The organism is Nonlabens ulvanivorans (assembly GCF_000732625.1).
Lineage (GTDB): Bacteria > Bacteroidota > Bacteroidia > Flavobacteriales > Flavobacteriaceae > Nonlabens > Nonlabens ulvanivorans.
Genome location: NZ_JPJI01000012.1, coordinates 84,039 through 100,720, shown reverse-complemented (window position 1 = coordinate 100,720; position 16,682 = coordinate 84,039). Strand labels below are relative to the sequence as shown.

Annotated in this window: 14 protein-coding genes; 5 read left to right on the top strand and 9 right to left on the bottom strand. The window is 32.7% G+C overall.

Annotation, left to right across the window (positions count from 1 at the left end; translation table 11 throughout):
* Positions 1-33 precede the first annotated feature (33 nt).
* From IL45_RS01810 to IL45_RS01800, 3 genes are all read right to left on the bottom strand, one after another.
* Entirely contained in the window at positions 34-2,376 is a 2,343-nt protein-coding gene (locus IL45_RS01810; protein WP_036579549.1) for a T9SS type B sorting domain-containing protein, read from the bottom strand.
* A gap of 130 nt (positions 2,377-2,506) precedes the next feature.
* Positions 2,507-2,947 carry a T9SS type A sorting domain-containing protein gene (locus IL45_RS01805; protein WP_036579547.1) on the bottom strand — a complete coding sequence of 147 codons (441 nt, stop codon included), beginning with the start codon at positions 2,945-2,947 and terminating at the stop codon, positions 2,507-2,509.
* Between the two features lie 146 nt (positions 2,948-3,093).
* Positions 3,094-3,861: a 3'-5' exonuclease gene (locus IL45_RS01800; RefSeq protein WP_036579544.1), complete on the bottom strand. Its 768-nt coding sequence runs from the start codon at positions 3,859-3,861 to the stop codon at positions 3,094-3,096.
* 191 nt (positions 3,862-4,052) lie between these two features.
* Between IL45_RS01800 and IL45_RS01795 the strand changes: the two genes are divergently transcribed.
* Positions 4,053-4,436 carry a hypothetical protein gene (locus tag IL45_RS01795; RefSeq protein WP_036579542.1) on the top strand — a complete coding sequence of 128 codons (384 nt, stop codon included), beginning with the start codon at positions 4,053-4,055 and terminating at the stop codon, positions 4,434-4,436.
* Here the strand turns inward: IL45_RS01795 and IL45_RS01790 are convergent.
* The 5 genes from IL45_RS01790 to IL45_RS01765 form a co-directional block, all read right to left on the bottom strand.
* On the bottom strand, positions 4,420-5,718 hold the full coding sequence (locus IL45_RS01790; protein ID WP_051788611.1) for an O-antigen translocase: 1,299 nt from the start codon (positions 5,716-5,718) through the stop codon (positions 4,420-4,422). The two genes, IL45_RS01795 and IL45_RS01790, sit on opposite strands and share 17 nt — an antisense overlap.
* Positions 5,718-6,809: a DegT/DnrJ/EryC1/StrS family aminotransferase gene (locus IL45_RS01785; RefSeq protein ID WP_036579539.1), complete on the bottom strand. Its 1,092-nt coding sequence runs from the start codon at positions 6,807-6,809 to the stop codon at positions 5,718-5,720. Before IL45_RS01785 ends, IL45_RS01790 begins: the two co-directional genes overlap by 1 nt.
* A gap of 359 nt (positions 6,810-7,168) precedes the next feature.
* On the bottom strand, positions 7,169-8,107 hold the full coding sequence (locus IL45_RS01775; RefSeq protein WP_051788610.1) for a hypothetical protein: 939 nt from the start codon (positions 8,105-8,107) through the stop codon (positions 7,169-7,171).
* Between the two features lie 81 nt (positions 8,108-8,188).
* Positions 8,189-8,887 (bottom strand): tetratricopeptide repeat protein, encoded by a 699-nt coding sequence (locus IL45_RS01770; protein WP_146128695.1) that lies wholly within the window; start codon positions 8,885-8,887, stop codon positions 8,189-8,191.
* A 98-nt stretch (positions 8,888-8,985) separates the two neighbouring features.
* The gene (locus tag IL45_RS01765) at positions 8,986-9,549 is read right to left on the bottom strand and encodes an RNA polymerase sigma factor (RefSeq protein ID WP_036579531.1); all 564 of its coding nucleotides are present in this window, start codon (positions 9,547-9,549) and stop codon (positions 8,986-8,988) included.
* A 106-nt stretch (positions 9,550-9,655) separates the two neighbouring features.
* Here IL45_RS01765 and IL45_RS01760 point away from each other — a divergent pair, with 106 nt between their 5' ends.
* The 3 genes from IL45_RS01760 to IL45_RS01750 all read left to right on the top strand — a co-directional run bounded on the left by IL45_RS01760 (position 9,656) and on the right by IL45_RS01750 (position 13,549).
* Positions 9,656-10,033: a hypothetical protein gene (locus IL45_RS01760; RefSeq protein ID WP_036579528.1), complete on the top strand. Its 378-nt coding sequence runs from the start codon at positions 9,656-9,658 to the stop codon at positions 10,031-10,033.
* 39 nt (positions 10,034-10,072) lie between these two features.
* A complete protein-coding gene (locus IL45_RS01755; protein ID WP_036579527.1) occupies positions 10,073-12,775 on the top strand; it encodes a CHAT domain-containing protein in 2,703 nt (900 codons plus the stop codon).
* Positions 12,776-13,012: 237 nt separating this feature from the next.
* Positions 13,013-13,549, top strand: coding sequence for a T9SS type A sorting domain-containing protein (locus IL45_RS01750; RefSeq protein WP_081866512.1), 537 nt, complete (start codon positions 13,013-13,015; stop codon positions 13,547-13,549).
* A 525-nt stretch (positions 13,550-14,074) separates the two neighbouring features.
* Here IL45_RS01750 and typA read toward each other — a convergent pair.
* The gene (gene typA, locus IL45_RS01745; RefSeq protein WP_036579522.1) at positions 14,075-15,880 is read right to left on the bottom strand and encodes a translational GTPase TypA; all 1,806 of its coding nucleotides are present in this window, start codon (positions 15,878-15,880) and stop codon (positions 14,075-14,077) included.
* 302 nt (positions 15,881-16,182) lie between these two features.
* Here typA and IL45_RS01740 point away from each other — a divergent pair, with 302 nt between their 5' ends.
* A complete protein-coding gene (locus IL45_RS01740; protein ID WP_036579519.1) occupies positions 16,183-16,614 on the top strand; it encodes an FKBP-type peptidyl-prolyl cis-trans isomerase in 432 nt (143 codons plus the stop codon).
* Positions 16,615-16,682 lie beyond the last annotated feature (68 nt).

The window sequence follows — 16,682 nt, the reverse complement described above, 5'->3', positions numbered from 1 at the left end:
TAAAGCGCGATTAATTAATGATTATTATAAATACTATCTAATTAAAGAGAAATGCCCTTTATACATTTTACCATTTTCCCGTTTCACAATAAACCAATAATCACTTGATGGCAATGGGACGCCATTATAGGTTCCATCCCAACCTATCCCGTCAGCACTAATTTGCTTGAGAAGCTTACCATATCTATCATAGATATAGATTTCATTATTAGATTCAAAACGACTATTTATTATCTGCCAGTAGTCGTGAAACCCGTCACCATTAGGTGTAAAATACCTAGGATGATATAACATAACTACATTTTGACTAACCGTAGAACAACCAGTAACATCACGCGCATATATTGTATATTCATCAATGGCTAATTGATTAAATACATTTGAGTTTTGATAATTAACGCCATCAATTGAGTACTCAAAACTGCCGACACCACTTACTTCAACGATAATAGAATTATCATTTAACGTCCAATCTTCAACAATAACATCGGTAATCTGTACATCAGTGGCAATAACGTCAAAGGCATAATTAGTATCACATCTAGTTACACCTTGAATACTAGAAACCGTTACACTATAAGAACCTGGTGTATCTATAACAATTCCTGACGAAGTTGCTCCGGTGGACCATAGATAATTATCGAATCCGCTACCAGCATCAACAGTTAGTTGTTGGTCATCACAAAGAAAATATTCTGGCTGCAACAATAACTGAGGACTTTCTAATAATTGAAGATGGAATGTAGTGGTATCAAAACAATCTTCACTACCTACAACACTCACACGCGCAATTACAAGTTGATTTAATGAAGTATTGGTATAATTTATAGGATTAGTAATGGGCACATCTGCAATTAAATCTGCTGTGGATTCAAAATAATCCACTCTTAACCCGTTAGGTCCTTGACCATTTAGTATACTAGCATTTTGACTAGTAAGATCAAAAGTCTCAACTCCATTTGCATCCGTATCGCATTGTATTAAGTCGTTTACTGAATTTGCTATAGGTGTATTATAAATTGTAATCACCCGATTTTCTATAAATAGCTGACCTGTTACAGCCTCTACAACACTTAAACTGACATTGTAATCACCTGCAATAGTATAACTATGGACCGGATTCTCTATGGCAGAAGTAGAACCATCACCAAAATCCCAAGAAATTGAAGAGTATGCTTGAGACAAATTAGCTGTAAACTGTGATGCGTCACCCACACAAACATTTTCTACAATAAAGCCAATGTCAAAATAGGACTGTACAAATGGCGGCAATCCTAATCGGGATATTTTATTATTTAAGGTTACCCCATTTGAAGAATAATTTGCAAGAGATCCTAATTCGTCTGGGTTATTAATCACACCTAGTCTATCATATCCGTCTTGTGCGACATATATTTTACCGTCCTGCGCTAGTTGAAGGGAATTATTAGATCCTGTAACGGTATTTGAGGATTGAGAACCCAAAAACACTTTTGAATTATCAACATCTACAGCATTATAATTAATCAAATCAAATTGATAAACACCTTCAAAAGTTTCTGTGATATATAAGAATCTACTACGTGGACTGAACTCTACACCATAAATCTTAGAAGAATTTGTTCCCATATTGGTGCCAAATGAGTTGATTTGAAAAGCATTGCTAAGCATTCCTGTTGTAGCGTCAAAATCTAAAAGTTCTAAAATCTCTGATTCATTATAAACAACAGCTACCTTGGTCCCATCAGGCGATGCCTTCATTTGACCTATGGTGTCAGCAAGAACATTTACATTATTACCTACCGCACTAATAATAGGGTTAATATTAATACCATTGATATCAACTAGATAAGAAGTAAACTCATTAGAACCATATTTATGAGCAATTACCCACACATCCGTACCGTTTGAATGACTTACCGCTGTAATTTTTTCAGTTGTAGGATCATGTAACAAAATATTCTTATCGGTAGTAATTTCTCCTAATCCATTATCTAGTGACATATCTACAACACTGTATCTGAGGCCACCTGGCGCAGCAAGTGATTGAAGAGTAAAAATATAATATAGATTTTGATTCCCAGGATGCGGCACAATTAGACCAGATTGAGTGCTCGATGAATTACCTTGTAATTGGGAACCATTAGGCATTACTAGATGATCCCTATTATAAACACTTCTTCCATCTGTATAGAATCTAAGATTACCTTGAGAATCGGAGATAGCAGCGCAACCTTCGGCAGTATTTAAATTGCCGTTAACTAGAGCTACAGGCATGCCGCTATTAAAAGTTAATCCAGCGTTTTCTCCAAAATACCAATTACTAGCTTCACCTTGACCATTTAAAAAATTAAAGGTTAAAAATAGTACGATTAAATAAATGTAAGGTAATCTCAAGTTTAAGATGCTTTAGACATGCAATTTAATTGGTAAATCGCTTTCGCGAAAGCGAAACATCAAAAACCTAAACATAAAAAAAGGTTACTTCTAGAAGTAACCTTTTTGAAAAGAATAATTGGCTATAGTATTACTCTTTAGACAATTTAATATTTTGCACGCCATCTCCAGAAGAGATTTTTGCAATATACATTCCTTGTGAAAGGCTAGTTGCATCAAGATTTATAGATGTTGCACTACCTTCTTTTTGAGTTAATACTAATTTACCGGTAAGATCATAAATATTTACCGTATCGATAATTGTATTTGCTGACTGTATAGTCCAACTACTTTGAGCAGGATTAGGGTAAGCATTGAATACATTAAGTTTAAAAGAGTCAGAGCTAAGTGTTTGTTGAGAGAAATAGATATTATCAACATAAATAAAATCAGACTGTAAATTACTTGACGCATCTATCTTCCATTGAAAGAAGTTTGCTTTTGAGAATCCTCCAGTACCACCAGTGCTTCTAGGAGCTGTGTTTTCAAAGAAAGAAAGTGGGATTTCAACATGAGTCCAAGCTTCTGACACAATAGCTTCTTGTGGTGCAGCTCCACCGATTTCATACCAATACTCAACGACAGCACCGTTATTATCTATTACCAGACACTATAAAACGTAAGACTCTTTAAACCAATAAGTAAAGGTTTAAAAATAAAAAAACAACCTATACAATACTACTTATTAAATCCTCTCAACTTTATAGCGGTAAGAACTTTTTTAGTGTATAAAGGAAAGTCTGCGTTCTGAATCCAGCTGTAATAACCTGGTTCTTTCTCTAACACATCGACAATTCTCTTCCCTTTGTGTTTCCCAAAATTGAAACACTCTTCTCCTTTATCATTAAAAGCAAGCATTCCTGCAAAATCGACCGGTTTACGACGCGTAGAAAAATCAGCAAGAGAATTCATGTCGTTTTCAAGGTCTGGATAACGATCTAATTGACCTTTGAGCACTTCATATGTAGCGATAGTATCAGCCTCTGCACTATGCGCATTTGTAAGATCCTTATCACAATAAAATTTATAAGCGGCGACAAGTGTGCGTTGCTCCATTTTATGAAAAATGTTTTGCACATCAATAGCATTACGATTACCCATGTCAAAATCTACATCAGCACGCAGCATCTCTTCTGCCAGTAAGGGAATATCAAATCGGTTTGAATTAAAACCAGCTAAGTCAGAATCTTTAATAATATTGTGAATTTCATGAGCTAACTCCTTAAAAGTACGTTCATCTTTTACCATCTCGTCAGTAATTCCATGTACTGCTGTGGTCGCTGCAGGAATAGGAACCATCGGGTTCACTCTATAAGAATATGTTTTCTCAGTACCATCAGGCAATACTTTATGTATAGCAATCTCAACAATTCGATCTTTTGAAATATTAACTCCTGTGGTTTCTAAATCAAAAAAACAAATAGGTCTACGTAAATTGAGTTGCATGTGATATATTTTAGAAGATCAATGTTGTGAGTTACACGCTTTCGCGAAAGCGGAATCCAAACATTTATTGATATGTTTAAACTTTATTATTTTTACAAAGATAGCAGCTACCTATGTCAAGGCATGGAATTTGTAAAAGAATTTAATAAAAACAATTTGTAGCAAATATCAAGTTGTAATAAAACAAGAACATGAACGGACTTAAATTACTTACTGCGTTATTTCTATTGATAATAGCGATCCCTTTACAGCAGCAACCAGAAGGTATAAACATCACCATAGAAAAAGGTCATAAAAAGATTACCTATTATGCTGAAAATGTAACCGACAATGATCTTGATTTATTTTTTAAAGTCAATAGCACGGGTTTCCGTCGTAGTGCAGATCGACCTATGATCGAGACAATTCCTGCAAAAACTAAAAAAGCACTTATAACATTGATTCCTTTAAAGGGTAAGGATACCACACATACTTATATTGCTGTAGTGACAAAAAAGGAAAATAATATTGAATTGCGCAAAACAGATACTATTGTTAAGGATGTAATGCGCATTGATCCTAAGAAGCAGAATTAAATAATTCTTTTTTTAATAGTATCACAATTACTATAAAGTAAACGATATAATTTGCAACATGTGCCATAACTATTCCTTCTATACTATATAGTGGTAATAAAATCATGCTGAAGATATAAAAGCTTAAAACGCTTACTATTTCTGCCACTAGATATCTTTTTATATCGTTGCGCGCAATAAATTGAAAAGCTAGTACAGTGGTGACTATTTTAATAAAATCGCCTATTAATTGCCATTTAAACAGTGGCTCCATTCCTTCAAAATCAGCATTAAATAAATAGAGGATGATATAGTCCCTAGAAATATATACTGCTATTAAACCTAATAGCAGAAAAGGCAAAATAGTTTTATAAAAATGTGATATCGTTGTTCTAAAATGGGATGAACTTTTATTTTTACTTAGTTTAGGTAGTACATACATACTTATTAAACTAGTCGCAAAAAGTATGTAGTAATTAGATACTCTAATCATTCCTTCCCACCATCCAGCCGCTGCATCACCTACTTGCGTGCGCACTTCATTACGTACTAGTATGGCAACCAAAGGCAATAAAAAGGCACTAACTAAAGCCATGGCACTGTATGAAAAGAGCTTTTTAGCAATTTCTTGACTCCATTGAATACCTATCAATTCAAATAAAGGAACTTGATGTTGAATAGTACTTTTAAGAAAAAAAAAGGCAACTACACATTGTATAAAAGGGACTATCACAATACTATACAAAGCACCAGTCAGATTAAAAGTATAAATCAAATAAGCTGATATTATAAAAATCACTAAACTTATAACTATCTGTAAAGTGATATACCTTTTAAAAAATTCAAATCCTTGTAATAGTGAAGTAATAAAAATAAAAACGACATAAAACGGCAAGGAAACAGCAAATAATCTAAAAACGGTTGTAAAAGATATATCAGTAGCGATTAGATAATCATCTAACCATGGTGCCGCGATAAAAATTAATATCGCTAGTATTAAACTAGATATGATTGATAAAGACCATGCAGTTTTGTAATGTTTTTTTAATTCAGTGAAGTCTTTACGATAAGCCGCTGCATATGATACTAATCCATGTTCAAACCCCAAAACGGCAAAAGTCTGTATACCTTGTGTAAAATTGCGAAGATTACCCATAATCGCCATTCCAGCAGCACCAGCATAGTCTGCAATGATACGAGACATTATTGCTCCTATACCTATTCTAATAAGAATGAATACACCATTAAAACTTGCAACTTTAAGCAGTACATTTTTAGTAAAAAAACTTAAGAGAGATCTCATTAATAGTTATTTACAACTTGAACTACTTTTTTAATTTCTGATGGAGATAGTAATGGATGACAAGGTAGGCTTACCTCTGTCAGGTGTAAATTTTCTGTTTGCGGAAAACTTAAATCATTCAACTCTTTAAAGGCCTCTTGTTGATGTGGTGGTAAAGGATAATGCACATTAGTTTCAATACCGTTTTCCATCATATAATCTTGAAAGTGATCTCGATCTGTCACAAAAACAGGAAAAACATGCCAAGAGTTATGCTTTAAAAAGTTAACGTTAGCAGTCACTACGTGATCATTTGTAAAATGATCAAAATAATATTGAGCGACTTTTGATCGTTGCAAATTATCTTGATCAAGCAATGTTAATCTATTACTTAAAAAGGCAGCTTGCAATGGATCTAACCTACTATTAATTCCCTTTGCAGAATTCTGAAATCGGTTATCACGACCATAGTTAGCTAGTTTACGAGCCATAGCTGCTAGTACATGATCATCTGTAGTGATAGCACCACCATCACCTAATGCACCTAAATTTTTTGTGGGATAGAAAGAGAAGGCACTTGCCCTAGCTAGACTTCCTGATCGCTTACCATCGCTATTAATGGCACCATGCGATTGTGCGCTGTCACAATAGACTGGCTTTTGTTGCGCTGCCGCAAAAGCGTATACTTCATCGCTAACCAACTTACCATATAAGTCAACGGTAATAATCGCATCCACTTTATCAATTTGTGATTTTAAATCATCGACAGTTAATAATATATCAGAAACATCTACAGGAACAGGCTGCATTCCAGCATGGATGATACTTAAAAAAGTTGCAATGTAAGTATGAGCTGGAAGAAGAATTTTAGCATTTTCTGTAAGATTCCCTAATTCTTTTTCGGCCAATAATATTAAGGTTAGTGCATCTAGACCGTTTCCTGTGCTTACAACCTTATCCACACCGCAATAAACCGCAAATTGCCTTTCAAATTGTTCTACGTAAGGACCACCTATATATCTACCTGATTCATAAACAGACGCAAATGATTGCTGATCTTTATGATGAAAACGGGCATTAAGCTCTCGTAATGGCAAGTAAGATATTTTCAAATTTTCTATGACTGGTGTTTTTTTTAAACGTTTTTAAAAATAATAAAGTATTTGATAATGAAATCCTTAATGCGAATTAGTAAAATAGTTGAATATAAAAAAAAACGCTAAGCCAATAAACAGAAACACATTAATCCAAAAAGACAACTTTTGCATTTTTGTTTTCTCCTCTCTTAAACTCAAAATGGCACATGTAAAACCTATTAGGATACTGATATATTGAAAGGTTATTAAGTAAGCAATCACCATATCAAACTGTGTACTGGCGTTACGATCTAATTGAGATAAGATTAAAAAAATAGTTAATAGAACAATTGAAATCCATGCAAAATGCAAGGAACGTTTACTGTATTTCATACTTAAATTTTACTCCATCTTGACCTAAACACAGGTTGATTAATGGCTCCTAGTTCCTCTTTAAATCGTTGTAAACCTCTATTTACAGATCCATCACTTTCATTCACATGTCCATAATCTATGTAGTTATAGTTTAGGTCTTTGAATTTTTTACTAGCTTCAATATATAAAAAGTCCAATGCACTTTTTTTCATGCCGTCTAAAGTAGCGGCTGCATATTGTGATTTTACGATAGTTCCTTTTATAAAAAAAGTTACACCTGCTAATAAATTATCACTTTCATAGACCAAAAACTGTTTAATCTGATCAGGAAATCTGGAAGCTAATAATTCTATCTCAGCTAGGCTATGAACTGGACTAGTTTGATGTCTAGCTTTTAATTGAGGCTCCAGTATATCATCCCAAAATATTTTGAAATCATTATTAATTACTAATCTCAACTCATCAAATTTTCCATTACGATATCCACTTGTTTTTTTTGAAGAAATATTAAATTCATTCCTCAAGTTTAGATGCAAGTTATGCAAAGCCTGGTATGTATTAAAATCTAGAAATTCAAACTGTTTTATAGTATGCAAATGATGCCTGTTATAGATAGCTGGTTGCCATCTTATTTCAACGGATAAGTAATGAGTTTTGAGATAAAAAATAATCTCAGTTAAAATAGCAATCATTAACTCATTAGAGGTTTCTAACTTCATAAAAACACCTCCATAAGTTAAACCTTGATGGCTATAAAATTGGTCTCCGACACTATTCCCTGGTACACAAGCCACCAGTTTTTCATTATAGTATACCATCAGGCTTGCATCTTCAAAACGATCCTGATGATAATCCATGAAATTTCTATCTAATAAAAAAGTGCCATTACAAGACTGCTTTATGAAAGCATTCCATGTAATGGCGTTTTTTGGATAGTATTTTTGAATGGTAATATTCAATGGAAAATATTCAGTGCGCTAAGATAGCAGAATAATCATTCCATTTTAAGTAATATGAAAGGTAGTATCATATTAAAAAAGTTAATTAAGCAACTCGATAATTTCAGTCGCTTTACCAGCATTGTATAAATGTTCCTTTCTTATTTTATTAAATATCATGAGAGCTTTCTTTTCGTCGCCTTTTTTAAGATATAGGAGCCCTTTATACCAATATCCCTTCTCTGCATCAAGGAAATCACTAGATATCAATTGATCATATGCGATGATGGCATCGTCATAAGACCCCATTTCCATCAAAGATATTCCCTTTAAAAGATAGAAGGCTGGTAAGTTTTCTTGTGATGTAATAATTGAATTTTCAATAATAGGCATAGCCTCTTTATATTTTTCATCTATGAATAATGCAGTAGCCTCATCAAGCGCACTCTGACTATCACCATCTCTCACTATAGAATATGTAAGCTGGTTTTTATCTAAATAGGTAGCATAAACATGATCTGGAGTCGAATTAGTCCCATTGAATTGAGATACACTTATAATGATAACGACCGATGCAGCAGCAGCATATATAAGATGTTTCCACCTGAAATCATACCTCGACTTTATAGGTTCACTAGAATGATCGATATTCTTTAATGTAGCTTTAAGGTTAACAATGTCTTCATCATTAAATAATTCTTGATATTCAGATATAACAGTTTTATCTACATTATTAGCAAAGCTCCAACCTGCCTTATGGAATGTATCATGCAATTGTTGTTCAATTATTAATTGTTCCACAAATTTTGAATCTTTCTTCCTTATTTCAAATTGAGCATGTTCCTCATGAGTTAAGGAATTTTTAAAGTACTTTTCAAGTAAAAGGTTGTCTGGCGTGATCATAATTCTCTTAGGGCATTAAATCTAGGGCTGTCTTTGATAAGCTCTATCAGTTTCTTTTTGCATTTAAAGACACGTTGTCTTGCGACTGTTTCAGAACTATATGCCAAATCTTTTACCATATCAGCATAGGATACATCATTAAAAAACATTTCAAGAATAGACTTGCAGTTATCTGAACTCAGATCCAAGGCTACTTGAAATAATTCTAATCGTTCTTGTTCTAATAAAACATGTGCATCTTCATTTTTTATATAGAACTGTTCCTCCTCTATATCTTTTGTTACCCAATGTGAAGATTTATTTAGCTCTCTTCTCCACAAATTCTTACATGCAGTAAATAAAAAAGCCTTGAAACTAGATTTAATTGAAAACGGATTCTTTTTATATCTAACGGCTATTTGAACTAATGCCTTTTGGAAAATATCCTCGGCATCTTCAACGCAACCTTTATTTTGAACCACAAATTTTTTCACCTTAGGCAAGGTATCCTTATAGAGTTCTGAAATCACAGCAGAGTCACTCGTTAATAAGGCTCTTAAGTATTTTAAATCATCTGCCATTTGAACAAATATATAAGTAAATCATAAAGAGTTTAATTTTAAGGGTAACAAAAAACAACTCTTTGTAACAGTAGGGTAACATCCTAAATTATAAAACCCTACTTTTATGAAAAATTTATTTTTAAAATTACTTTTGTGCTCAATTATCTCGTTAACTATCACTTCTTGTAGTGTTAATTCTCTTGAAGAAGATGATTTAACTTTACAGAATTCTAGTCTACAATTAAAAAGTAATACAGCTAAGTTAAAACTATACGTAAGCTGGGAATCAAACGCAACAAAAGATCAACAAACTCATTTAAGAGAAGAGTTAAAATACTCTAATCCTTACCTTATACTACACTCCTACACTATTGATGAAAACATTCACAGTGGTGAGATATGGGAACTATCATTACAACAATCTGAATCAGAAACAACTGATCCTGTTTTATGGATAGAAGATGAAACTGTAATAGACATTGCAAGCTTTGAACCTTTTTAAATTATAAATGTGTAAATTAGGTTTCACAATATAAAGATTTTGAAATCTAGTTTTAATTGCATCATATTTTGGCTACTTGTACTTTGCTTAGGCAATACTGCAAGTAGCCAAACTTTTTACGATCTATTTGATTCATTTGAAAAAAACAAAGGTGTTGAAGCGTTACAACCTCAACTAGATAGTGTATTAAGCATTACTACAGACCAGACTGTATTTTCAGAAATGTCTCATGATTTTTCTGTAAAATACTTTAGACTTAGAGACTATGAAGCAGCAATTAAATATGCGCTTATAGAGGTAAAATCTTTTGAAGAGGCTCAAATTATAAATGAAAAATATACTAAAGCCCTTTACCAACTAGGTTATTTCTATGAGCAAACCGCTCAACTTGAAATAGCGATACAGTGTTATAGTAAAATAATTTCGGTAGAACCTAATTCCTATAGAACTATTCAATCTTATGGTAAACTAGGAGATTGCTATTACAAACTAGGTGACTATTATCAAGCAGAAGTTTACTTTCTAAAAGCTATCTCTGATTTAGAAAACTATAATGCTTCAGGTTTTTTAGCATCCCAATATCTCAATCTAGCAAAAGTATATCACACTTTAAATACTGATCAGTCTCAAGAAAAAGAACTTAAAATTTTAAATAAAGTTCTAGAGATAAACAGGAAGAATCAACTGAACGACCGAAGATTATCTATCCTCTACAATAATCTAGCAAATTATTACAATAACGAAAAGTCATATGACTTTAATCAAGCTAAAAAATATTATCAAAAATTATTAAATCACTCCATAAAAAACATAGATTCAACATCTATAGGTATAGGATATGGTAATTTAGGTAACCTTTACATTAAGCAAGGTATCGATAGTGCAAAATATTATCTCAATAAAAGTTTAGATTATACTTTATCAATAGAATCTAAGGATCGAGTGTTTAAAAACATCGCAGATCTAGAATTGAAAAATGGAAATAGAAAAAATGCATTAATTTTTATAGATAAAGCCATACAGGTAAATTTTATAAATGATAAAATAAAAATTAATGAGCCTTCATTAGTTGATTTCAAAGATGCTATAGACCCAATCGGTGTTATCAATTCTCTTTCAAGAAAAGCAGAGATACTATTACAGCAATATGAAGACTCTAAAAAGAATACTTATGTAGTTGAAGCCTTTAAAAATTTACAAACCGCCGACTCTCTTATAGATTACATCCAAGATTCAAATAGTGAAGAAAGCTCAAAAATGTACTGGCGCAAAGAAGCCTCAAAAGTATATCATCATGCAGTTTATTGTTCCTTTATTCTTGACAATCCAACACTAGCATTTGTATACAGCGAGAAAAATAAAGCCGTTCTACTTACAGAAAATATAATACAAAACTCTATTGACATACCTTCATCTGTAAAAAACAGAAAAAGATTTTTGAACGACAAGCTATTAGAATATGAAAAAAAACTTGAGAAAAAAAAGGACTCTAACTCGATAAAATTTTATAATAAAGCAATCCTTAATCAACGTCTTGAAATAAAAAAATATGACGATTCTATAAATAAAAATTATTCTGAAGGTGTAGGCAAAACTTATCTTAACCAATTAACCAATCTATCAGACGTACAGAAAAGCTTGAGTAGTAACGAAATCGTCATTTCTTATGTCTGGAATAAGGAAGTGCTATTTAAAGATCACCTCATGTGCTTATTAATAACATCTTCAGATGCTCAGATATTTGAACTTGAAAACGCAGGGAAATTAAGCATAGAAATAGCCCAATACTTAAGACTCCTCTCTCAGCCATTCAGTACCGAAAGTGATATAGAAAATTATGCTCTGAAAGCTAATTCAATATATAACAGACTATTCCCAAAAGAAATTCAAGACCAAATAAAATCTAAGAAAACGACAATTATTGCAGATGGCCAATTACAGAATATACCCTTCGACGCATTAATCACAGATATTAAAAAGCATACGTATCTAATTAATGAAAGTCAAATTAACTATGCTTACTCCTTATCTTTTTCTAAAAGTAATGCCGCTATTAATAGAACGGCCAAAAAAAATCTGATAAGCTTCTCACCTACTACATTTGATGCCATAGGACTCCCCAAACTTTACAATACAAATGAAGAAATAAATTCGATAAATCAGTTTATAAAAGGAGATAATTATATCAATAATAAAGCAACTAAGAGCACATTTAAGAACCGCATAAATGGATACAAAATTATCCATTTAGCAACACACGCTAGCTCTGGGGAGAACCCATTTATAGCTTTTTATGATAGTAAAATGGGTATGAAAGAACTTTATTCTTTACAGAATAATGCTCAACTTGTTTTCTTAAGCGCTTGCGATACTTCAATCGGAGAAATTATCCAAGGTGAAGGCACTTTGACACTGGCAAGAGGTTTTTTCTATACAGGATCTCAAGCTGTAGTAGCCTCTTTATGGAAGACCAGTGATAAGTCAACTTCCTATATTGTGGAGGATTTTTACAAAAATATTGAAGAAAATCAAGGAGTCTCTACTGCCCTACACAATGCAAAACTTAAATACCTCAGAGAGCATAGTCTGTCAGACGCTTCTCCATATTATTGGGCTTCATTAAAAGCCATGGGAGATAATCAACCTATTTCTTTAGATAACTATAATGTATATTATTGGATTGCAGCAATTTTTATTCTTATTCTTCTGATTTTCTTCTTTTTAAAGTCCCGTAAAGGATAATTAATATTATTCACGTTATTTCCTACACATTACGCTTTCGCGAAAGCGTAATAACAACTTCATTTCACAATTTCACGACCACTTGTCTAATAAATTTATTCAGAATCTCTGTTCTGGGTAACAAAGGATTCTTTAAAAGAACAACCTATTGAATGCATTCTGGGAGACTTTCTGAAAACCCATTTAACAGAGTAGGAACTAACCAAATCAATTATCATGAAAAAACTATAATAAATAATGCCCTTATTAATTATTAGTAGCTTTATGTTTCTATATGCACAAATATTAGTGGTAGAATACACTTATAATGATCCAGAATGTTGTCCTAGCAATCAACATCCAACAACTACTAGAGTTAACGTTACTGGAACTAGTTTACAAATATTAATACCGGCAACTGCATATTGCTTAAGTTATCGTGTAGGAACTATATGTCCAGATTTCAGAGAACCAATCTGGACTGCCAAAGTATGTCAAACTTGTAGAGGTATAGGTATAGTACCTAAAAATGAAAATATAGGAAATACCAAAATCTCACCAAATCCTAGTAATGGTGTAACCACATTCACATTTGAATCTAGTGATATCAAACTTCATAAGATTATTATTTACAACCTAAACGGTATTGAAGTAGAGATAATTGATATCCCTGATTATAAAGAATCGATTTATAAAAAAACCTGGGATGGTAAAGACATCTTAAAAAAAGGAGTATACTTTGTGAGTTTTCAGACTTCAAAAGGCAAAAAAGTCGAGAAATTAATCATAAAGTAAAAAGAATTTTACTCTATGTAATATGAACTCAACAGCAGAAAGTAGAGATCAATTCTCTGCTTTTTTTTTAAAAAAATAGACGTTAATAATGAATTAAAAAAAAATTGAAAAAAAATTAAAATTGTTGGGTAACAAAATCTACTAATGAGGAACACTACTATGAAAAGACAGTTAAACTGTTGTTTTAAAACATTAATAAAAAGAGTAAGAATAATAAACCAGTCAATTTCTTTATAAAATTTAATTTTTAATAAAGACACTGTCTATCCCTATAAGCAGGACTGGTTATTCAAACCTAGATATTATAATTGATTACTAATCTTATGATAGATTAATCAAAAGTAAAAATTAGAAGATGGTGATTATTAGGTTCTACTATTAATTGGGGAGACCATTTTTTAAAAGAAGGCAGGAATATTTTCCTGCCTTTTTTAATGCGGTAAATTTATAAATTTCATAACAAGGCACAAAAAAAGCAGATTCTTAAGAATCTGCTTTTTTAATATTACTCTTAATCAATATTGATTATGAAAGTTCTTTTGCTTTACGTTTACGCTCATTTTCATCAAGATATATCTTACGTATTCTCAAATGATTAGGAGTTACTTCAACATACTCGTCCTTTTGGATATATTCAAGCGCTTCTTCAAGAGTAAATTTAATTGGCGGCGCAATCTTTACCTTATCATCGTTACCAGCACTACGCACGTTAGAAAGCTTCTTAGTTTTAGTAAGGTTAATAGCTAGATCATCTGGTCTAGAGTTCTCACCTACTACCTGACCTCCATAAATCTCTTCACCTGGATGAATAAAGAATTTACCACGATCTTGTAACTTATCCATTGAATAAGGAATAGATGTACCAGTCTCCATAGAAATCATAGATCCGTTAATACGACCTGCTATCTCACCTTTATAAGGTTCAAAACCTACAAAACGGTGATTCATAATAGCCTCACCAGCAGTAGCAGTAATCAATTGATTACGTAAACCTATTATACCACGAGAAGGGATTTTAAATTCACAAACCATACGCTCACCTTTTGGTGCCATACTAGTCATTTCCCCTTTTCTTAAGGTAACCATCTCAACAGCTTTACCACTTACCGCTTCTGGTAAATCAATAGTTAACTCTTCAATAGGCTCACATTTAACACCGTCTATTTCTTTGATGATAACTTGTGGTTGACCTATTTGTAATTCATAACCTTCACGACGCATCGTTTCAATTAATACAGAAAGGTGTAATACACCACGACCGAAAACCATAAACTTATCTGCACTACCCGTATCATGTACTTGTAAAGCAAGATTCTTTTCTAGTTCCTTAGTTAAACGATCATTTATGTGGCGAGACGTTACAAACTTACCGTCTTTACCAAAGAAAGGAGAATCGTTAATAGTAAATAACATACTCATTGTCGGTTCATCAATTGCAATCGTTTCCATTGCTTCTGGATTTTCAAAATCGGCAACACTATCACCTATTTCAAAACCTTCTAAACCTACAATTGCACAAATATCACCAGCCATTACTTCTTGAGCTTTGGCTTTACCCATACCATCAAAGACATAAACCTCTTTAACCTTAGTCTTAGTCATAGAACCGTCACGCTTACATAGCGTCACGTTTTGACCTTCTTTAATAGAACCTCTTTTAATACGACCTATTGCAATACGACCTGTATAATTAGAGAAATCTAATGAAGTAATTAATAGTTGAGTCGTTCCTTCTTCAACCTTTGGAGCAGGAACATGCTCGATAACCATATCTAATAATGGTTCAATATTAGTTGTTTCATTTTGCCAGTCCTCAGACATCCAGTTATTTTTTGCACTACCATAAACGGTAGGGAAATCTAACTGCCATTCTTCTGCACCTAGTTCAAACATTAAATCAAATACAGATTCATGTACTTCATCTGGTGTACAATTCTCTTTATCAACTTTATTTACAACTACACAAGGCTTAAGACCTAGGTCTATTGCTTTTTGTAATACAAAACGAGTTTGTGGCATTGGTCCTTCAAATGCATCCACTAAAAGTAGAACACCATCTGCCATATTCAATACACGTTCTACTTCACCACCAAAATCGGCGTGACCAGGTGTATCAATGATATTAATCTTAGTCCCTTTATACATAACAGAAACGTTCTTTGCAAGGATTGTAATCCCACGTTCACGTTCAATGTCATTGTTATCAAGGATTAACTCTCCTGTTGTCTCGTTCTCACGGAAAATTTCACAATGGTGTAAAATCTTGTCTACTAACGTAGTCTTACCGTGGTCTACGTGAGCAATAATCGCAATGTTTCTAATGTCTTTCATAAAAATAACGCTTGTTAGCGGCTGCAAAAATAGGCTTATTTATTGGTTTTTAGCGGTTTATTGAAATATTTGCACAGCTTCTTTCAAATACTTGATTTTCAATAGCCTTAAATCTAATTGATATTTCGCTTTCGCGAAAGCGAATCATAAAACCATAACCGTTTATTAATTCATCCATCCTATAAATATATTTTACTCCTAATCGTTAAGTCTTTCTTAATCATTAGTAATAAAGTGACGTTTCATTTTGTTAGGTATTTGTAAATCATACCTTTGCCGCTGATAGAAAAATATCAATTTTTATGAGTCAAGTTAAAGCAAATGACACTGTAAAGGTGCATTACACAGGTAAATTAAAAGCAACAGGACAGGTCTTTGATACATCTGCAGACAGAGAGCCATTAGAAGCTCAACTAGGTCAAGGAATGTTGATCCCAGGTTTTGAAAACGGCCTTATAGACATGAAGGTAAATGAAAAGAAAACTATTGAAATCCCTAAGGAAGAAGCTTATGGTGAGGTAATGGAAGAACTTTTTCATAAAGTAGATAGAACACAATTACCACAAGAAGTACAACCTGAAGTAGGAATGGGATTGATTTCTCAAAACCCTGATGGGACAGAAAGACAATTGCGCGTTGCAGAGGTACAGGAAGATCACATAGTAGTTGATGCTAACCATCCACTAGCTGGTCAGGACCTTGTATTTGAATTAGAATTAGTAGGAATCAACTAAGGTTCTCTACAACATTTAAAAAAGCCTGTCGATAAATATCGACAGGCTTTTTTTATCATTATATTTAA